This is a genomic window from Aliiglaciecola sp., from assembly GCF_039982535.1.
Lineage (GTDB): Bacteria > Pseudomonadota > Gammaproteobacteria > Enterobacterales > Alteromonadaceae > Aliiglaciecola.
The window spans coordinates 24,369-45,841 of the sequence record NZ_JBDWYG010000038.1 but is presented as its reverse complement, the minus strand read 5'-3'; the positions used below and the strand labels follow the sequence as shown (position 1 = coordinate 45,841).

The following is a 21,473-nucleotide window of genomic DNA, read 5'->3' as shown; positions in this document are numbered from 1 at the left end:
ACAAACTATCATTAGTACACAGTAGTAATTGCAACCTTAACAACTATAAAGTCACCACCACTCTTCCGCGAACATTGCCCTTAAGCAACTCCTCTGCGGTGCTTACCACCTCACTCAAGGTAATATTGTTCGCAATATCATCTAAGGTTGAGGGTTCAAGTAGCTCGCCTAGACGTTGCCACGCTTCAATACGATCTGCCAGAGGACGCATTACACTGTCAATCCCCGCTAGAGTGATTCCTCGCAGGATAAAAGGTGCCACTGAGGCGGGGAAGTCCATTCCTTGAGCTAAGCCACAGGCTGCAACTGTTCCACCGTATTTAAGACCTGCGCAAATATTTGCCAAGGTATGGCTTCCTACTGAGTCAACGGCGCCTGCCCACTGTTCTTTGCCAAGGGGACGGCCAGCCTCAGATAGTGTTGCACGGTCAATGATCTCGCTAGCACCTAGCTTTTTCAAATACTCAGCTTGTTCTGGGCGACCTGTTGATGCAACAACCTGATAACCTAATTTAGCTAAAAGGCTAATGGAAAAACTTCCCACTCCACCGTTAGCACCGGTTACCAAGACGGACCCTTTGTCTGGTGTGACACCATTTTTTTCAAGGGCAATAACACACAACATGGCAGTATAACCGGCGGTACCTATGGCCATAGCTTGGCTCGCGGTAAAGGCTTCTGGCAAAGGTATTAGCCACTCACTTTTGAGGCGGGCTTTCTGCGCTAATCCACCACAATGGACTTCACCCACACCAAAACCATTGAGCAAGACTTTATCGCCTACCTTGAATTTATCAGTTTCTGAATGTTCAACGATACCCGCTAAATCAATTCCAGGTACCATGGGAAATTTTCTAACAACAGGGCTCTTGCCAGTGATAGCTAAACCATCTTTGTAGTTTAAGGTGCTGTGAGTCACTTTAATAGTCACATCTCCCTCTGGCAGAATACTGTCATCCAGCTCTTTTAATTCAACCTGATAGCCGTTGTCGTCTTTGTTAATTAATATACCTTGAAACATATTTCCTCCGAATATAGACCAGTCGTCTATAAATAGTTAAAATAAAAACCAAGCTACTATCTTGGTAATCCGTCGATAAATTGTGATAAAAAATTGTCTAGGGGTTGAGCGTCTTGAACTAATCGAGCGCGACTCACAGCACCTTCCCATCCCAGCCAAAAGAACTCTGCCAAAAGCGCACAATTTGCATCTTTTGCAATTAACTTTTGTTGTTGCGCCTCACGTAAACAGGCTTCGATTCGAGCTTGCCAATCCATAAAGATATCGAGTAACAAGCCTCGAAAGCTTTCTGGTAACACATCCACTTCTTGTCCTAGGTTGCCAACTAAGCAACCTCGCTTAAACTGATGTTTCTGCATGCCCCCTTTGGCATCTGCAACAAAATGACAAATTCGTTGAATAGGATCGAAGTCAGTATTGAGCAGGTGGACGTCTAATTTGTTAGCAAAATAACTAGCATAACTTTCAATTACTGCACGGCCAAATGCCTCTTTACTAGCAAAATAATGATAAAAGGAACCTTTAGGCACACCTACTTTTTTGAGTATTTTATCAATACCCGAAGCGAAAAACCCTTGCTCGGTTAAAAGTTCTAAACCACTGCGGATCAGCTCTGCCCGTGTATCATGATTGTCACGAGCCACTTTTGGGGGCCTACCCCGCCTAGGTGTTTGTAATTTTGTTGTGTTCATATGGATATAATAGACCGATCGTCTAGTAAAATGCAAATTATGGTTTTATTAATCTGAAATGACTAAAAATGCGGATTGATTTTATGACCGCCTCTGTGGGCGTTTTGATGTTTTATTTTGCGTTTATGATTGCACTTAGAGTACAAGGAAGTTAATGCCTAAACCAGGCATACAACCACGCTCCTAAACCGCCCCCAGCTAAGATAATACTGGGTATATAATTGCTGACGTAAAGAGGGAAAATAGCTGCCAGAATAAGTAAAGTAGAGCCAGTGAGAACATAGAATAGGTTTTTCTGTGCTCTACGTTGTTGCAATTGTTGCTGCTCAAAATGTTTCTGTTGGAGCGCCGGTAGCTGTTTGACCTGTTTTAAACTATCGTAGATTAAATCAGGTATCTCAGGCAGTTTTTCTGACCAGAAAGGTAAATTCGCATTAATTTTTTTCAACATCGCCACTACGCCGATCTGCTCTTTCATCCACTGCTCCAAAAACGGCTTTGCGGTCTGCCATAGATCTAACTGGGGATAAAGCATGCGCCCGAGGCCTTCTACATAGAGTAAGGTTTTTTGCAACAGAACCAATTGAGGCTGCACCACCATATTAAAGCGTCTGGCGGTATTGAATAGCTGCAATAACACATTACTAAAGGAAATCTCCGCCAACGGCTTCTGGAAAATCGGCTCACAAACGGTACGAATAGACACTTCAAAGGCTTCAATATCAGTATCTGCAGGTACCCAGCCAGAGTCCACGTGTAATTCCGCGACTTTGCGATAATCACGATTGAAAAAGGCAATAAAGTTCTCTGCTAAATAACGCTTATCATCTCTATTTAAGGTGCCCACAATACCAAAATCTATGGCGATATATTGAGGGTTGTCTGGATGCATTTTTGACACAAAAATATTGCCTGGATGCATGTCGGCATGGAAAAAGCTATCCCGAAATACTTGGGTAAAGAAAACTTCTACGCCCCGCTCAGCGAGCAGTTTCATATTGGTATTTTGTGCTTCTAATGCTTGGATATTGGAAATTGGAATGCCATAAATACGCTCCATAACCATCACATTGGTAGAACAATAGTCACTGTATATTTCTGGAATATAGAGTGATTCAGCGCCTTCAAAGTTTCGTTTTAACTGGATCCCATTGGCCGCTTCTCTGGCTAAATCGAGTTCTTCAACAATGGTTTTTCGGTACTCATCAACCACTTCCACAGGTCTAAGTCGTTTACCATCAGGTAATAACTTCTGCACTGCAAATGCCAAGGATTGCATTAATTCAATATCAGCATGAATTGTCCCAGCAATATCTGGGCGAATCACCTTAACAATGACTTCTTTTTGATTACTTTTTAATACGGCACTGTGAACCTGTGCAATGGATGCAGAGGCCAATGGCGTGATTTCAAATTTGGCAAACAGCTCATCCAATTCAGTGATATTCAACGCCCGCTTGATAATATCAACGGCTACCTCACTGTCGAAAGGTTCGACTTTATCCTGCAAGATTGCCAATTCATCAGCAATATCTGCAGGCAATAAATCTCTGCGAGTAGACAGCATTTGACCAAATTTAATGAAAACTGGGCCTAAGGTTTGTAAAGCTAGTCTGATTCTCTCCCCTACGGATTTATCAGGATGTTGATTGCGTAACCAAAACTGACAAGCCCGACCCAATTTGGCATACCAAGGCAACCAATGGTCAGGGATTAGCTCGTCCAAGCCATGTTGCAATAACACTTTATTAATTTTGTATAGGCGGAGGGTACGCATTGATTTAACTGCTCTGCTTGTTGGATGAGGTGCTGGATTGACTTTCTAACCGACTTATCTTTGCATCAAGGCGATCTGTGGCACTTCGCAGTTCATCTACCTGATCACAAAAATCGACTACTAAAATCGGCGGCGCAGCGATACGTTTCTCTTCAATGGCAGCATCCGCTAAAGTGACAGCTAAACGATTTGCCTGAGACTTTACATTGTGAATGAGCTTTTTACCGAACCTGAAAGTGTTGTGGGCAAGCACATCCCCGGTGTATTTCGAGAGCAACTCTTCCCAATCAATATCTAATTCAGTAATTAGCTGACTAAACTGTTGAGCAATGGCCACATCACCTTCAAGCACAAGTTCACCGTTTTGAATCAAGCGGGTGATCTGGCTGGTGTCTTTTAGTTTCTGTAATGTAGACAAGGATAACGCTAAGTGACAATCACTCTGAAGGGCTTCATCAGGCATCACCACCAACACATCTACTTGATCAGAAAAACTAAACTTCAGAGTCCAGGGTAATTCATGGATATCAACGCTGAGCTGTTTCCCAGCGAGTTTTTTTAGGAGCGAAGCTGAACTGGCATCAAGTTTTAATAATTGATTAATAATACCTTCAATACCAGATGACACGAGTTGGGCTGCTGGCATTAAAATTTGAATCCTCTATGCAGCGCTACTATGCCCCCTGTCAAATTATGATAGGTGGTTTGTTCAAACCCTACAGACTCCATCATGCCTTTCAAGGTTTCTTGATCTGGATGCATTCTAATTGACTCAGCCAAGTATTGATAACTCTCACTATCATTAGCCACTAATTTCCCCATTTTAGGCAGTAAATGGAAGGAATATAAATCATAGGCTTTACTTAGCATGTCACTTTGTGGTTTAGAAAACTCTAACACCAATAGACGACCGCCGGGCTTTAAAACACGGTACATTGACCCTAAGGCTTTATCTTTGTCGGTGACATTACGCAGTCCAAAAGCAATGGTAATGACATCGAAATAGTTATCCGGAAAGGGCAACATTTCGGCATTGGCTTGAACATACTCCAAATTGCCAACCACACCTTTGTTGCGTAGCTTGTCGCGGCCGACTTTTAACATGGCATTGTTGATATCGGCTAAAACGACCTGACCGTTTTCACCTACAATTTTAGAAAACTTAGCGGCTAAATCACCTGTTCCACCAGCTAAATCTAAGACCTTATGCCCAGCGCGTACTCCACTGCAATCAATAGTGAAACGTTTCCATAAACGATGGATCCCCATGGACATCATGTCGTTCATAATGTCATATTTTGCAGCGACCGAATGGAAAACATCCGCCACCATAGAGGCTTTCTCAGTCTTATCAACTTGTTTAAAGCCAAAGTGAGTTTGGGAATCGTCTTCTTGAGTACCTATTGAATCCTGCGGAGAGGGAGGTAGGGTCGAATTATCTGCGCCCTTGGTTTTAATTTCAGACTCGGGTACTTGGCTATTGCTCATGGTATTTCCTTTTAAACTAATCTCATCAGTTTACCGAAAATCTTCAAGCATGACTATTAAAGCTGACGTTAGAATCAGTATTCAACTTGAACGTGATTATCCCCGACACTATAGGAAATAATTTGACTGATTTCCTGCAGTGATAGATTGCTTTGTTGATGAAAATCATTAAATGCCTGTTGTATGGCGGTTAAGCTGCGTTTAGATGTTGCTGAACCGCTTATTAGGTCTCGTTGAGTGAAATAAGCCACCACATCTTGGCTAAGGATAAAAGTATCCTTGCCTATAGCACGTAATGCGTAGGGGCCGGTATTCCCACCTAAACGAGCACCATGCTTTTTGAGGTAAGCCCACAAACCAATAATATCGTGATTTGGCCACTGGGCTACAAAGTCAGCAAAACTGCCTTTTTCTTGTTGTACGGCTTGGATCATCAATGCATTTTCGCGAATCGTTTTCACTTTGTTGTAGTTACGAATAATACTCGGGTCTTGTGCTTTTTTTTCAAGCATTTCGTCTGGCATTAAAATCACTTTTTCAATTTCAAAATTGAAAAAAGCCTGCTCGAAATTAGGCCACTTATTACGTACCACTCGCCACACAAAGCCCGACTGAAAAACCTTTTTACTGAACTCCGCTAAAAAACGATCATCACCAATCTCTTTAAGCTTGTTAGGAGGCAGTGGCTTTGACAACAAAAGGGCTAAATTTTTAGGACCACCTTTTCGCTCACAAGCGCGTTGATAAAGGTGCTCAAAGGTCTCTAAAGTTGCCAAAGTTATCTACCTTAATTTCAGTTGGTTAAGCGGCAATGCCCGAGTGACGTAATAATGCATCAACCTCTGGCTCTCTGCCGCGAAACGCCACAAATAACGCCATCGGCTCTTTGCTTCCGCCCATTTCCAGCACATTATGCAAAAAGTCTGAGCCCACTTGAGGATTGAAAATACCTTCTTCTTCAAAACGACTAAAGGCATCTGAACTGAGCACTTCGGCCCATTTATAACTGTAATAACCAGCGGCGTATCCACCCGCGAAAATATGCCCAAAGCTATTTTGAAAGCGATTAAATTCTGGCGCTTTAAGTACCGACACTTTTTCGCGGACTTTCTCAATAAAGTTTTGTACATTAACCGGGTTTTCTTGCTGATATTGCTCATGCAAAGTGAAATCGAACAAACTAAATTCTAACTGACGCATCATCTGCATGGCGGATTGGAAATTACGGGCTGCTAACATTTTATCTAGCAAGTCTTTAGGCAGAGCCTCGCCCGTTTGGTAATGGCCAGAAATAAACGCTAAGGCTTCAGGTTGCCAACACCAATTTTCTAAAAATTGACTCGGTAATTCCACCGCATCCCAAGGCACCCCATTGATACCGGAAACACCAGCCACATCCACCTTAGTCAGCATATGGTGGATACCGTGACCAAATTCATGGAACAGGGTTATCACTTCATCATGGGTAAACAACGCAGGTTTGTCGCCCACAGGTCCATTGAAGTTACAGGTAAGATAGGCCACCGGATACTGTAATTGTCCGTCCACTTGGGTTCTGCGAACCTGACACTCATCCATCCAAGCGCCGCCACGTTTGCGAGGTCGTGCATACAGATCTAGATAGAAGCTGCCACGTAGTTCGCCGTTACTATCAACAATATCGTAGTATTTTACGTCTTTGTGCCACACATCAACATTTTCACGCTGCACAATATCTAGTTTGTATAAGCGGTTCACCACTTCAAAAAGCCCAGAAACCACCTGTTTTTCTGGAAAGTAAGGGCGCAATTGTTCATCTGAAATGGAATATTCTTGTTGTTTTAGTTTTTCACTGTAATAGGCCAAATCCCATGCCTTCAGTTCGCTCATTTGATGTTGAGATTTTGCGAACTCAGTGACGTCTTGCAAATCTTTTTGGGCTTGTGGTTTTGAGCGTTTTGCTAAGTCTTCTAAAAACCCAGTTACCTGCGCAGTAGACTCCGCCATTTTAGTGGCTAAGGAACGTTCTGCGTAGTTTTTGAAACCCATAAGGTTAGCTAGTTCATGACGTAGGGCTAAGGTTTCTTCAATTATCTTAGTGTTATCGAACTCCCCTCCATTGGGGCCTAATTCTGAGGCACGGGTGGTGTAGGCGCGATACATTTCTTCACGTAAAGACCGATTGTCTGCGTAAGTCATTACCGGTAAATAACTGGGAATATCTAAAGTAAACAACCAGCCTTCTAATTCTTTACTCTGGGCCAACTGCTGAGCAGCATCTAAGGCGGAGTCAGGTAACCCAGCTAACTCAGACTTGTCGGTAATATGCTTTTGCCACGCTAAGGTGGCATCCATTACGTTATTACTGAATGTAGAGGATAAATCCGAAAGTCGGCTTTTAATTTCACCGTATCGCTGCTTTTTACTGTCTTCCAAAGCCACACCTGACAAGGTGAAGTCACGGATACCGTTGTCGATGACTTTTTGCTGGGCTTCCGTTAGCGTTGCGAATTCTGCAGATTGTTTGATTTGAATATAAGCATCATAAAGGCCTTTATGTTGCCCCACCCAAGTGCCATAAGCAGACAATAGTGGTAAACATGCATCATGGGCTTCACGCAGTTCATCATTGCTCACAACAGAGTTCATATGTGAAACTGGCGACCAAAGCTTACTTAAAAGATCATCGATTTCGTCAATTGGTTGAATGACATTTTGCCAACTCACGGTCTCTTGCTCTAACACCCGATTAATAGTGTTTTTACAGTTTGTAATCGCCTCTTCGATTGAGTCTTTAATTTCCGCCGTTTTAATTTGCGTAAATTGTGGCAAAGACGTTATATCTGATTGAGAATGATGAGCGGCGATTTGATTCATAACTGTATCCAATAATATTTTAAGGGTTGGAACTGTGTAGGTGAGGCCTCATAAAGGTAATTACAAGAGATAGACGAAGTTTTTTATTACCAACATGAACTTTTTGTTTGAAATTTGTATCCACAGGCTTTGTACTTTTTGTTCATCTACAATAACCTTATGAAAACAATTAACTCCAGGATAAAACATGGCAGATTTTGATTATATATGTATCGGCGGAGGCAGTGGTGGTATTGCTTCGGCTAACCGAGCAGCAAGATATGGCAAGAAAGTAGCAATAATTGAAGCAACTGCCGTTGGCGGTACTTGTGTTAATGTGGGTTGTGTACCGAAAAAAGTGATGTGGTTTGGTGCTCATGTGGCTGAGGCCATTAACTTATACGCACCAGATTACGGATTTGATGTCACCATCAATAAGTTTGATTGGAAAACCTTAGTCGCCAGCAGAGAAGCTTATATAAAACGCATCCATGGTAGTTATAGCAGCGGTTTTGAAAAAAATGGCGTGACCCTAATTTCAGGTTTTGCCACTTTTGTAGACAAAAATACCGTTGAAGTGAATGGCAAACAATATACTGCAGACCACATTCTAATTGCCACCGGTGGTCGTCCCACTATACCTAGCATTCCTGGAGCTGAGTTTGGCATTGATTCGAACGGTTTTTTTGAATTAAACGAACAGCCTAAACGCGCGGTTGTAATTGGCGCCGGGTATATTGCCGTGGAACTTGCTGGAGTTATGCATGCTTTGGGGACAAAAACTGATTTAGCCGTGCGTAAACATGCGCCTTTGCGTAACTTTGATACCATGTTATCAGAAACTTTAGTAGAGCTAATGGCCCAAGATGGCCCCACACTTCACACCCACGCAACTCCCACTCAAGTGCTCAAAAATGCTGATGGCTCTTTAACCATTGAATTTGAAAACGGTACAAAAATTGAGACCGATTGTGTTGTTTGGGCCATTGGACGTGAACCCGCTAATGATAAAATTGGCATCGAAAACACCGGTGTTGAACTTACCGACCGTGGCTACATTAAAGTCGACAAATTCCAAAACACCAACGTAGATGGCATTTATGCTGTAGGTGATAACATTGGTTATGTTGAACTCACACCGGTTGCAGTGAAATCAGGACGTTTATTGTCTGAACGCTTATTCAATGGGCAAACCAATGCGCAGATGGATTACTCGTTGATCCCTACCGTGGTATTCAGTCACCCGCCAATTGGCACTATAGGTTTGAGTGAAGACGAAGCGAAAAAAGAATATGGCGAAGACAATATCAAGGTCTATACGTCTGGGTTTGCCGCAATGTACACCGCCGTGACTAAACATCGTCAAATGACACGTATGAAATTAGTCTGTGCTGGTGAAGAAGAAAAAGTCGTTGGCCTACATGGCATAGGCGCTGGCATGGATGAAATACTGCAAGGATTTGGTGTAGCCATGAAAATGGGTGCCACTAAAGCAGATTTTGATGCCTGTGTTGCTATTCACCCCACGTCTGGCGAAGAATACGTCACTATGTAATACGACTAATTTAGCAGTTTAAGATGTTATGCAACTGCTAACTTTGGCACACACTTAACCAAAGTTAGCAGTTGTTTTTGAGACTTTTACGCCAGGTAAAAACAATCGAAACTAGTCACTCTCTTTTAAATGCGTTTTTATAGCATCTACGAGAATCTCATATTCTTGTTCCATCTTAGGCAACAAACTATCCATAGCAGAAAAATTTCCTTTTAGTGCTTCAAGCTCTATATTGCCGAATATTTCATGTAACTTCATGGCTCCAAGGTCACCACTCACCCCTTTTAGGGAATGACTTAATTTAGTTGTTTCTTCTGCATTTCCATGTTCAATGCTTTCTCGCAGGTTTTGAATTTTTGCAACTGAGCTTTCTAGGAAGATTTTGCATATTTTATTTAGCAAAGCTTGATTATTCATTAACCGAGTTAGTGCCCCACCGCTATCCCAGGTTTCACAGTTAGAGGACGATGGTTCGGCAAGCAATTTATGCTCTTCGCTGCTATCGATGACATTAACATTTGGTTTAAACACCGATAGCACCCAACTGGTAAGTTTACTTATTAACTTTTCAGCAGAAATAGGCTTAGTCACATAATCATTCATGCCTGCATCTAAACACTTTTGCCTCTCACCTAGCATGGCATTTGCGGTCATAGCGATAATCGGTATTTGTCGATATGCTTCTCCGGCTTCACCGTTTCGAATTTGCGCTGTTGCTTCGTAGCCATTCATAATAGGCATTTGACAATCCATTAGCACACAGTGAATGACTTTCCCATTGATACCTGATGCTTGCAGCTTTTCGATTGCTTCTTGGCCATTGGCAGCACGGACAATTTCAACGGTAGTGGGTTTTAAAATACCAACAGCAACTTCGACATTTATTTCATTATCATCAACGACCAACACTCTAGCACCGGTCAACTTGCTATCTGAATAGACATCTAGATTTAATATCTTATTTCTTTGCTGCTCTCCATTGCCGCCGGATTGCTGGTGTTTCTTATCTATGTACTTTAATAAAAATTCAGAAACAGAAACGGGTTTGGTTAGGTAAATAGGCTTCAAACGCTTAAACATCGTTTTGGCGTCAACGGTGTTAAACAGCATAAGCACTTTTTCTGTGTTGTGGCTTTGTTCTTTAATGGCTTCCCAGCGATGTTCAAGTAATTGCGCTCTAGGGTCAACTTGGTCAACAATTAAGATATCTGGTAACTCTTCGGGCAATTCAGCCTTAGATTCTAAGTAACTATTAAGTTCGGTATCTGGTAGAACTGATGCACCTAATTTACCCACTAAATTACACAAAGTTTGATGTAACTGGGGGTTTTCTACCAATATTGAAACACGCTTACCAAGAAGATGTTTTTCTGGCGCTTTAAATGTCACTTTGGCGTTAGGAATTTGCACTGTGAAGGAAAAAGTACTTCCTTTACCCTTTTCCGATTCAAAGGTTACTTGCCCATTCAGCAAATGACTCAACTGTTTGCAGATTGATAATCCTAAACCTGTTCCACCATATTTTGAAGCTATCGCGCTGTCTTCCTGAGAAAATGCGCTAAATAAGCGTTTCTGATTTTCTTCGGCAATGCCAATCCCGGTATCAGATACTGAACAATGTAAAATACAGAGATCGCCCTCAACCTGTTCCGACTTAGCTTTTACGAGTATATGCCCTTGGGTAGTAAACTTAATTGCATTGTTTAAAATATTGGTGAGTATTTGAGCGTAACGATGAGGATCACTTACAATTGATTCGCACTCTATATCAATACTATCAAGTATAAACTCAACTCCTTTCTCTTGGGCTTTAACAGCCATACTTCCGCATAAACTTTCAATTAATTTACTTGGATTAAACGCTTTAAAATCGAGGTCTAATTTTCCTGCCTCTATTTTTGATAAATCTAAAATATCGTTGATCAGCACAGCAAGAGAATTCACACTGACTTCTGTCATTTCAAGGTACTGCAATTGCTGCTCACTAAGGGGCTCTTTTTTGATGAGATTTAATGTACCAATAATGCCATTCAAAGGTGTGCGCATCTCATGACTTATATTAGAAATAAATGCGCTTTTAACATTGCTCGCTTTTTCCAATTGTTGCGTCCGCTGAGCAACTTTGATCTCTAATTCTGCATGGGCTTTACGAATTTTTTCATCGACTTTTCGTAAACTAGTAACATCCCGAATAATCACCGCAACACCGCTAAATCCGGTGCCTTCTTTTAGAATGACAGACAATGATACTAATAATTTAATATTGTCATCTTGTCGCAAACTCGTTTCCAATGGTTTTTGAACCATACCTGAGGCTAACTTTTCTATGAGTCCAGCAAAATTCAAATTTGAAAATAATGATAGCTGATCAATAGATTGACCTTGTACTCTTGCAAAATCTAACCCGAATAAGGTCTTCGCAGCGCGGTTCCAGCTCGATATTCGACCGTCTGCCGTTAAGCCAAAAATAGCATCTTCTGAGCCATTAACAATTGCATCCGATTCCGCTCGAGCTTCAGCTAACTCTTGACTCTTATTTAACCCTCGTTGGAAAGCTGCCAAAACAACTGCCAGAACAGCAAGTACAATGAAAAGAATAGTGTAAACATTAGTACGTCTATCCATCGCCAATGCATTGACCACCGACTCTGGTGTCATAATATGAGACACCAAAAAGCCGTCTTTAAAATCACCACTAACAATGACCTTTTTGGCAGAAGAGTAAAAGGTACCGTTGCTGAAATACTGTAAGGAGGAAACATCGGTTTCACTGTCTAAATCTAATTTTTCATTGTAAAAATTATCCCAAGTTGCGTTTGGGTTTAGATCTTTGCTGTACATCAACTCTTGGTCTGGATGAACCAGAAAAAAGCCATTACTGTCGGTCAATGCTAGCTGGTTAGGTTGGTCAACAAGGGCTTGTATGGAATATAGCAATTCACTGGCATTGATATTCAGAATTAAAAAACCCAAACGCTCCATTTGATTATTAAAAAGTGGTATCGATAACCTGAGCATTGGACGATAAGGAAATTCGATTCTGCCAAACTCGCGATTTAATGAGATTTCCGAGAGATAAATTTGCCCCGCGGATAACTTGGTGCTCTGCTCGTAATAGTCCCTATCGCCTTTTTTTTGTAGATAAGAATTACTAACTACCTTTATCCCACCGCCAGCTCGTTCAACTCGCACCAATTCTTTGCCATCGTTATCGATACCGATAACACGCATTTGTTCGTACTCTGAGTTATTTTCAACAAAAGCGACAAATATTGTTTCTAACCTTTGTTTCCACTGTTCATACGTTGAATCATCAAACTGATTATCTTGGCCTATCGTATTCGCAAACCCCTTAATAGGGGGTGTACCAAACAAGAAGCGTAAGTCGTTGCGATATTTAGACAAAGATTGTTGTATTTGAGTATCAATTCGAATATTTGTTTGACGTTGGTTTTCTTCAACCGAAAGTAAGATTTTGTTATTAATTTGAGTTTCAAAAATAACAACAGCAATTGCGATAATTGCTACAAACAGAAAAAAAGTAGGTAAGAACAAGTTTTTCTTATCATGCCAAAGCTTTCGTTTGGACGCGCTGGATTTAGATGGCATCAATCACTCCGTTGAAAAACTGCTATTCAATATCTAAATTTTAGAATGAACTAAAATTAAGCGAATTTAAAATTTACAGCTCAAAATCTTCACTAACATGCCAAACTTTAGTTGTTTAGCAAAAACTAAGCAATTTAATAGGCTAATTGATTACGGCCTTTTTGTTTAGCTAGGTATAGAGATTTATCGGCAATTCGGATAATTTCGTTGGCTTTAGAACATTCCTCGTGAGTGCTGGAGCTGTATAAACCAATACTTAAGCTCACTACTCCAAAGGGTGAAGATTCATGTGGAATCTTCAAATCTGCGACTTTTTGCAAGATTGTTTCAGCTATATGCTGTGCGCCAAGGTTATCTGTATCTGGCAAAAGACACAAAAACTCCTCTCCGCCGTAACGGAATGACATATCGATTGGTCGATGCAAAACATCTTTTAATACTTTACTCACGGCAATCAGACATTGATCTCCGTTGATATGTCCATAACTATCGTTAAAGCGCTTAAACCAATCAATATCTAGCATAAGCAACGACAATGGCGACTTAGTCCGGTTAGACTGGAGAATAGACTTTGTCAGCACTTCTTCAAGCAAATGTCTGTTGTATAACCCAGTCAAACCATCAGTAAATGACATCGTTCTTAAAAAATCAGACTGCATCTTTAATGTTAAATGCGCCTTCACCCGGTTTAAAAGAGTAATTCCATTGACTGGTTTGCTAACAAAATCGACTCCCCCCGCTTCCCAGCATTTATTTTCATCATTTTGACTTTTAACTGAAGTAATGAAAATCACCGGAACATGTTGAAGGTTCTGATTACTTTTAATTGCACGACATGTTTCCAGCCCCGAAATTCCAGGCATCATCACATCTAGTAAAATTAAATCTGGCGTTTGCTCTCGACAAAACGCTAAAGCTTCCTCGCCAGAATGCACAACTTTTATCTGATATAAATCTGATAACAAGTCAGCGATAACCATCGCATTGATCGGTTCGTCATCGACAATTAAAACGAGTGCCTCTTGTAAGGTACCTTGCTGAACATAATGCTTTCCAATCAACTACTTTGACCTTTTGAGTTACTAAATTAATGCGATTTCTGTGTTTATTAACAGGTGAATTTTAGAGCCCATAAAAATCAAGATAACACTTCTGAGAGTGTTTCAATACCTCACCACTGAGCCAATGAGTTAACGCAGATCATCATGATTTTACTGCAAAGAATTTTACTCTCAAAAGAATATCAAAAATCAGCTAAGAATCCTTTGATTTTTGATAATTTATAACTTGTTTTTAATCTTTTGCTGGAAGCTTTTAATGACACAACCCAAGATAACTCAAAATGGCAGTTGAATTGTCCCTTCCAATGGGAGCCCATACACCAGACATTGTGGCGAAAATAAAACAATGAGCCTGAGTTTACATCACTAAAATGCGAATCAAAGTCGTACTTTTGTGATAAGTGTTGTCAACGGGTAATAACAAAAGCGATGTAGCGCTGTTAACTGTTTTACTATACTAACACCTTTAATAAAGGTTAAAAAACAGACCGACGCGAAATTAATGGGCAAATGAGTTACCCAAGCTTCGGTGATTGTTAATTAATCAAACTGGGGGAAACATAACAAAATTTGGTAAAAAATTTCTAATATCGTCTGTGAAGCGGTTGCAACGGGTTTAAAATTCCACTAAGTTTTAGCATTCTGATCTGCGCTTTCAATCAATCGATAGTAGATCAATAATTCGATTGTTCTGTCAGTAGTAGGAGTGCATGTTTGAGATGATTACGTCTGAGTATCTGGTGGACAGAATTGCCTCTGGCGAAACTCGAGCAGAACAACAATTGGTTGATAAATATTGGAAGAGCCTTTTTTTTATTTTGAAAAAGCAATCTGATGATGATGAGTTGGCCAATGATATCTCCCAAGATACTTTTCTTATTGTTATCGACAACATTCGCAACGGTAAAATCGAAAATCGTTCAGCCATAGGCGCTTATATTCGTCAGACTGGAATTAACTTATTGATTGCTCACTTCCGCAAAGAGTCTCGCCGGAAAACCGAAGCTTCTGACGTCATCGACGTTGAGTATCCTGACAGCTCACAATCCTTAAGCAATTCGCTACATTCTGAAAAACTAGTACAAATTGTGCGACAAGTAATTAAAGAATTACCCGCTCCACGAGACCGAGATATTTTGTATCGATATTTTGTATATGGGCAAACTAAAAAGGTAATATGCGACGAGTTCGATTTGAGTCCCGAACACTTTGACAGGGTATTATTTAGAGCGCGCAGTAGGTTGAAGCAAGTTGTTCAACTTAAATTAGATATCGATTTAGATAAAAACAATTTGATCTCATTATTAGCTCTTGGTCTAGCACTTCAGTATTCAGTTTCTGAGCACACTCCTGCACTTGACACATCTGCACTTGAACCTTCATTCCTTAATCCACCTTCTATTAATAATTTATTTCTCACTAAGGTGAGAGAAATTCTAAGCCCACAACACTTAATCATTAAGACCAACAAGGAAGATTAATTCGGCCAGTTGGCAACTAAACAAATTTAAGTTGTTGGCTAGAGAAAATAAGAGGTGTTAATGAAACCAATGGATCGGGATTATATTGAAAGTAACGATATTGCTAATCGTTATATGCAAGGCAAACTTTGTGCTGAAGAATGTGAAGAATTTGAAGTTTATTTAATGGAGAACTCCGAAATTGTCGAGCAATTGGAGCTCGATTCAATGTTGATTAAAGCTCTACCTTTTATCCATGAAGCACCAAAGGCAAAAACCACGTTTTGGCAATCCTTGTATCAAACTCCAGTTCGAGCAAGTTTAACAACCTTTTGTAGTTGTCTTTTTGTGTTTTCGCTAATCTTTAATTTTGACCTTTTTTCCTCGTCTGAAAATACGCTTAGTTCACCATCAATGATTTACGTATCTTCAGTAAGAGGCAACACGACGAGTGTTGATGCCAGCTTTTCTCTTGATGAAATATCCTCATCGGTTTCTTTGGTCCTGCAAGACGAGTTTGATATCAAGCAGGCATATCAAGTCGATATATATGCAAATACAGACTCCAAACCTTTACACACGGGCACTTATACCCCCAATACCGAAAGAGAAGTAATTATTTCTCTGTATAAAGAAATGTTGCAGCCTGGTTTGATGGAAATTAAATACACCCTTGATGAATCAAAAAGCAAAGATAAAAAAGTACTGGTAGTAGTAGTAAGAGATTAGTTATGTTGGATTTTAGTTTCACCCACAAACTTAAAAAAATGTGGAACAACGATTATTTAAGCGATCCGGTTTTACTGCAAATTGCAGAAAAGCTAATGGAAAATAACAATACTGTACCTTCAAGTAATTTAGATGCGGGAATGACCTATTTTGGCCAAATGATCGCACACGACATTGCTCCTCATACCACGGCTCCTGAACATCCAGTGAGAACTATCAGTAATGAACTGTTACTAGATAGCCTGTATGGGCACAATCATAGAATAGTAAACGACAGGTTTGAAATGCGTCCTATTCAGTGGCAAGGTGTCAAAGGTTTCGATGTTGCACGAGACGAGAATGGGACAGCGTTAATTCCAGATCACCGCAATGATATAAACGATATTGTTTGCCAACTGCACTGTTTTTGGCAGAATTTTCACAATCAGCTCATTGAAGCACCTTATCATTTCGATTTCGAAAATGCGAAGTGCCATACCATTCTCAGCTTCCAATTCGTAACCATAGAATATTTTTTAAAAAACCTGTTAGATCCGCACATTTTTGACGTGTATTTCAATCAACAGCAAAAACCTGAGTTGCCATTCAAACCAGAACAGCGTTTAGACTACTTTCACAATAGTGCATTTCGTTTTGGTCATAGTATGGTAAGGAATAGTTACGCTTTGAGGCGCTTTCAACCTGAAGTGCCATTAACGTCACTATTCACGTCTTCGCAAAATATAAAAGACAAACATGTGATTCAATGGCACCGATTCTTCGGTGACAATCAAAAAGCCAATAAGATTGATCTATCTTTATCCGATGCAATGTCTAGAATTCGCTTTCCATCAGACAATTCAGAAATGATCCGCATAATCTTTAAAAATCTATTGGCTGGACTCAATAAGCAGATCCCCTCTGGATATAACATCGTCAAAAAAATCAATTCAGATACAAAACTTAATGAATTGTTTCAACTTAGTCCTGTTAGCCAACTTCCTGCGGAATTCGAAGGTATAGAAGAGCTAAATATTCAGAATTTGCCACTTTGGACATACATACTGCATGAAGCCGCTACCACTCAAAATGGAGAAAGGCTGGGAAAACTAGGAAGTATTCTTATTGCGGATGTTCTGCATGACGCCATAAATACTGAAGCCTTATCCATATTCAAAAATGGCACTTACGATAAACGCCATGCGTTGAATGTTTTAAGTGAAGTAAAAGATAAGTTGCTCGATGAACACAACAATGTAGACTTGCAAAAGCTTTTTACTGTGAACTGAGGAAACTGCATGTCTGAACAAATCATACGAGAGATCAAAGCGTTAGGTATAGAGGCTGTTGATCAAACCGAGACTACTAAATCATTAGAGCAAATGGTTTCGCAAATTAGTCCGTGGTTTTTTGTTCCTCAACGAAGATACTTTATTGAGATCAGTAAAAAGAAAATAGGTGATTTACTTTACGTGCAGGAAACCGCTGTAAATCAAGATGGTTCAACTGCAAACGAATGGCCTGAGCTTTTTAGGCTTGCTTCAGATAATACCGTCTTTGTTCTCAATGAAGATAAAACGCAACTCGTCAATATCAATGATGGTATCTCAACTATTATGTTTGACGATTTAGAGGGTTGGCATATAACAGAATGGACCAACTACCTACCTGCAGATAACAACCCTGATAGTGAAATTGTTGCCCATGTAACTTGGCAAGATAAACATGGAAATATGGCCAAATCTAAGCACAGTTGGATAGTATACCTCCTCGATTAACTTCAGATTATCCTTGGCAGTGTCATTTGTTAAAGATGACGCTTGTTTCAAGTTTCTTATCGCAAACATAGTTTATAGGTTACAATGCTTCAATCATTGTTATTTTAAGACGTGTTTTGCTGAGTATGTTCCGTTTTCTGCCGTACTGTCTAATGTTGTTCTGTGCCAGTTTTGTTTGCGGTGCAACGGAGTCTACAACCTCATCCGCAACCCAAGTTAGTCCCTATGCACTGCTAAAATTGAGCAATGCTAATCAACCCCTAGAAATCGAAATTTTCGCAAATAATCAATCCGTTCAAAGAGAAAAATTAGATAGCCAAGATAGTCCGTATTTTTCCCTAATTCAGTTACCGCAAAACAATACTGAATCCTATTCACTCAGAGTGATTGTAAACTATGAAAAAGATACACCCAGCATAGAATTAATAACGTTAGATAAAGAGCAGTTCTCTGCCCACCAAAACGCCATGGCGCTTATCAACAAGCCATTAGCCAGCGAAAAGAGTAAACCCTATACATTGGTTTCTAGCATAACCAATTCGAGCTTGGAAGCGGACTTCTCTAATTGGGCTATGTATCGCCTTTTAAATAGCGCGAATAAAGCTCAACTAGGCCAGCTTAGCTTTTTAGTTAATTTAAATTTAAATAAGTTTAGAGCCGAAGATATTGTTGAACAGTGCAAGGCGTGGACTTCGTATACAAACCAAAACCAGAAATTAAGTACTCCCGTAGAAGCTCAGTTTGCTGCACAACTAGCAGCTACGCTTTATGTTTACTCGAAACACAACGGTACAATTGTTGATGCCCCAAGTAGCCTTTTAAACAAAACCAAATTTTTGCACAACTGTGGAAGCTTGTTTGCAGATATGCCCAACACTCAACAAGCAAGTATAGACCTTGATGTATATGCTAAAAACCTATATGAACGTGTTCTGCAAACGTTAACGAAGCGCCCTAGTTGGTTAACGGCTGATATTCTTCATCACTTATGGTTTTATTATAATTTTGAAAACAAACACGAATTGGCCTTAGAAACCGTTAAAAACGCCATTGTTAAAGCAGAAGGTAAACCGCAATATCATTTTTTAATGACAGAGTTTTATAGCAATGCCTTTTTGTCGTCTTATCGTGAAGGCGCATTTGCTCAAGCCCATAATTATTTAAATAAGGGCCTAAACATAACTGCCGATTCCAACGCAACAAATATTGCCCCATTATTATTCAGCAAAGGCTTTTTACTTTATCAAACCGGTGAATTTACCACAGGTTCAGGTTATTTTACCGATACAATAAAACAAGTACAAAGCACCTCAACGGGTCAACAATGGGAACTTGCTAGCTGTTTAAGCTCTGGTCCTCAAGACTTAATGATCGCTAGGGCGGCGGTAATGATAGGAGCGACAAGCCGAGAGCAGGGTAATTTTGAAGTGGCAAATCAATGGCTTCAGTGTGCCGAGCACTTATTTGAAAATCAGCACGACTATTATCAAATAGTATTGCAGGTAGAACTTGCAAAAACTGCCATAAAGCAGAAAAAGTTTAGCCAAGCCAAAATACACTTAGATAAGGTGTTCAAGGATCCACGAACCCTCGACACAACCCAAATTGATGCCAAAATTCTGCAGTTTAAAATAGATAATGTACATTTAGGCAAACCGAGTAACCGTGAAGAGCTAGATAAATTAGCCGCTCTGCTAGGTTATAAAAGTTTTTATAACGACAATGTTAGTGAAGTAGACGCCAGTACTTATCCAATTAAGCAGATTGAAGTATTTACCCTGTTGGTGCAAATCAGTCAGCAAGAAAAATCATTTAAATGGATTGATGTTTTCGCAGACAAAGCCATGTCATTAATAGAAAAAAGTCGCCTGACCGTAGCCAACCCTCAAGCTTGGGATGCTGCAAGGTTTAGCTTTATTAACACCTACATTAGCTCGTTACTCGACGCAAAACGTTTTAAAGGTCAGCCAGATGAGCATTATCGGAAATTATTTGAAGTTCTGGAAAAGTTTTACTCAGTAGATCCAAAACAAGAGAAAAACCTATTTTCCATCGATGAAGTGGCTAAAGATAACGAAGAGCAAATTCAACTTTTTTATAATATCTGGTTGGCAGAAGAAAAGCGGATGTTGTTAACTGATTCAGCAAACGAGAAATTACGCTTTTATGAAGCAAGAGATGACTATTTTGCGCAAGTACTAAACCAACAAAACAATCACGCCGAAATTTCTCATATTGCATTAGATACATTTCAACAATTATTGCCCTCGGATCAGATGTTGGTTAGATATTTTTCTGATGGACAGACAATGTATTCACTTTTTATCACCCGAGATAGCATTTCTGTACAAGAAATCGCAGAAATGACGGTTCTCGCAAAAATGGTAGATAATTATGTGGCCGGCACAGCAGCTTCGAGTCGACCTTGGCTAAACGCTGATTTTCAAGATATTGCTTTATTACCAATAGATATCATTGAACAACAACAGATCGATAAAATTTTAATTATTCCAGATGAAAGTCTACACAAAATGCCATTTTCTATGTGGAATACGAATACTCAAGGTGGACGCTATAAACCGTTGGTCGAAACCTCGCAATCTGTATTTATCACATCTGCCACTTCATATTTCGAACATTTACATGCTTCTGACTCTGAAGAATTTGAAATATCTATTTTTGCCAACCCAGATTTTAGTGGCCCCGAGAGTCAATCCCTAGGTGGCTCCTTATCTGAACGACTATCGTTAGCATCTCTTCCTGGAACACTTAAAGAAGCTGAGTTTGTCGCGAATTTGTTTTCTGAACATCAAATAAATAGAGGCTTTGCAGAAAACGCCACTAGCCAGTTTTTGATGTCTAATAAAGTACGAAATTCCAAAATATTACACATTGGAACCCATGGATATTTTGACAAGAAGTCACCCGATATTGTTGGTGTTCTAACTGCAGGGGAAACGGTTTCTGGTAATATCACACCCGGATTTTTGAGTTTGAGCCAACTATTAAGTAAGCCAGTATCCGCCGATTTGGTGTTTGTCAGTGGTTGCGAAACCATGGTTGGTAAGAATTATAAAGGATCAGGAATGCGCAGTATTACCAGAGGGTTTTTAGCTCAAGGGGCAAAAACTGTGGTAGGTACTATTTGGGCAATTCAAGATAGGCCCACCTCAGAATTCGTTAAGCAATTTTATGCCAATTTAGTGGAATCAAACGGAGATGCGCCTAAAGCACTGCAATTAACCCAGTATAAATTCCACGCTTCAGGTAAATATAGACATCCTAAATACTGGGCAGGATTCGTCTTAACCTCATCAAATCAGGGTGATAGTCAAATTTTCAGCCCTACGCTGGCGAATAATTCACAGCAAGACTAAAGGGTATGATTTTTACCCAAAAAGATTCCATAATATCTAAATTCCGACTAACCTATATAAACGATGTGCCCAAGGCACTCCCTTTGTGATGGATTAGTTTGGCTGGATTTTT

The 21,473-nt window shown here is 40.1% G+C and carries 15 protein-coding genes; 6 read left to right on the top strand and 9 right to left on the bottom strand.

Features of this window, described 5'->3' with window-relative positions; all coding sequences use genetic code 11:
- Positions 1-43: 43 nt before the first annotated feature.
- The 7 genes from ABJV04_RS09340 to prlC form a co-directional block, all read right to left on the bottom strand.
- Positions 44-1,021 carry an MDR family oxidoreductase gene (locus ABJV04_RS09340; protein WP_348491256.1) on the bottom strand — a complete coding sequence of 326 codons (978 nt, stop codon included), beginning with the start codon at positions 1,019-1,021 and terminating at the stop codon, positions 44-46.
- Between the two features lie 56 nt (positions 1,022-1,077).
- Positions 1,078-1,713, bottom strand: coding sequence for a TetR/AcrR family transcriptional regulator (locus ABJV04_RS09335; RefSeq protein ID WP_348491255.1), 636 nt, complete (start codon positions 1,711-1,713; stop codon positions 1,078-1,080).
- Positions 1,714-1,864: 151 nt separating this feature from the next.
- A complete protein-coding gene (gene ubiB, locus ABJV04_RS09330; RefSeq protein ID WP_348491254.1) occupies positions 1,865-3,490 on the bottom strand; it encodes a ubiquinone biosynthesis regulatory protein kinase UbiB in 1,626 nt (541 codons plus the stop codon).
- Between the two features lie 4 nt (positions 3,491-3,494).
- On the bottom strand, positions 3,495-4,136 hold the full coding sequence (locus tag ABJV04_RS09325) for an SCP2 sterol-binding domain-containing protein (RefSeq protein ID WP_348491253.1): 642 nt from the start codon (positions 4,134-4,136) through the stop codon (positions 3,495-3,497).
- Entirely contained in the window at positions 4,136-4,978 is an 843-nt protein-coding gene (ubiE, locus tag ABJV04_RS09320; RefSeq protein ID WP_348491252.1) for a bifunctional demethylmenaquinone methyltransferase/2-methoxy-6-polyprenyl-1,4-benzoquinol methylase UbiE, read from the bottom strand. The genes ABJV04_RS09325 and ubiE overlap by 1 nt, the downstream gene beginning before the upstream one ends.
- 74 nt (positions 4,979-5,052) lie before the next feature.
- Positions 5,053-5,754, bottom strand: a complete 702-nt coding sequence (locus ABJV04_RS09315) for a DNA-3-methyladenine glycosylase I (protein ID WP_348491251.1) — start codon at positions 5,752-5,754, stop codon at positions 5,053-5,055.
- A gap of 25 nt (positions 5,755-5,779) precedes the next feature.
- Entirely contained in the window at positions 5,780-7,834 is a 2,055-nt protein-coding gene (gene prlC, locus ABJV04_RS09310; RefSeq protein ID WP_348491250.1) for an oligopeptidase A, read from the bottom strand.
- A 187-nt stretch (positions 7,835-8,021) separates the two neighbouring features.
- Here prlC and gorA point away from each other — a divergent pair, with 187 nt between their 5' ends.
- On the top strand, positions 8,022-9,368 hold the full coding sequence (gorA, locus tag ABJV04_RS09305; protein WP_348491249.1) for a glutathione-disulfide reductase: 1,347 nt from the start codon (positions 8,022-8,024) through the stop codon (positions 9,366-9,368).
- A 111-nt stretch (positions 9,369-9,479) separates the two neighbouring features.
- Here the strand turns inward: gorA and ABJV04_RS09300 are convergent, their stop codons facing one another.
- Together ABJV04_RS09300 and ABJV04_RS09295 are read right to left on the bottom strand one after the other, a co-directional pair.
- On the bottom strand, positions 9,480-12,977 hold the full coding sequence (locus ABJV04_RS09300) for an ATP-binding protein (RefSeq protein WP_348491248.1): 3,498 nt from the start codon (positions 12,975-12,977) through the stop codon (positions 9,480-9,482).
- 134 nt (positions 12,978-13,111) lie between these two features.
- Entirely contained in the window at positions 13,112-14,038 is a 927-nt protein-coding gene (locus tag ABJV04_RS09295) for a diguanylate cyclase (protein WP_348491247.1), read from the bottom strand.
- A 710-nt stretch (positions 14,039-14,748) separates the two neighbouring features.
- On the opposite strand from ABJV04_RS09295, the gene ABJV04_RS09290 reads away from it, so the two are divergent.
- The 5 genes from ABJV04_RS09290 (at position 14,749) to ABJV04_RS09270 (ending at position 21,361) form a co-directional block, all read left to right on the top strand.
- Positions 14,749-15,519 (top strand): sigma-70 family RNA polymerase sigma factor, encoded by a 771-nt coding sequence (locus ABJV04_RS09290; protein WP_348491246.1) that lies wholly within the window; start codon positions 14,749-14,751, stop codon positions 15,517-15,519.
- A 60-nt stretch (positions 15,520-15,579) separates the two neighbouring features.
- Positions 15,580-16,227, top strand: a complete 648-nt coding sequence (locus ABJV04_RS09285) for a hypothetical protein (protein WP_348491245.1) — start codon at positions 15,580-15,582, stop codon at positions 16,225-16,227.
- A gap of 2 nt (positions 16,228-16,229) precedes the next feature.
- Positions 16,230-17,495, top strand: coding sequence for a hypothetical protein (locus ABJV04_RS09280; RefSeq protein ID WP_348491244.1), 1,266 nt, complete (start codon positions 16,230-16,232; stop codon positions 17,493-17,495).
- A gap of 9 nt (positions 17,496-17,504) precedes the next feature.
- Complete coding sequence (locus ABJV04_RS09275) at positions 17,505-17,984, top strand: hypothetical protein (protein WP_348491243.1); 480 nt, start codon at positions 17,505-17,507, stop codon at positions 17,982-17,984.
- 125 nt (positions 17,985-18,109) lie between these two features.
- Entirely contained in the window at positions 18,110-21,361 is a 3,252-nt protein-coding gene (locus tag ABJV04_RS09270; RefSeq protein ID WP_348491242.1) for a CHAT domain-containing protein, read from the top strand.
- Positions 21,362-21,473 lie beyond the last annotated feature (112 nt).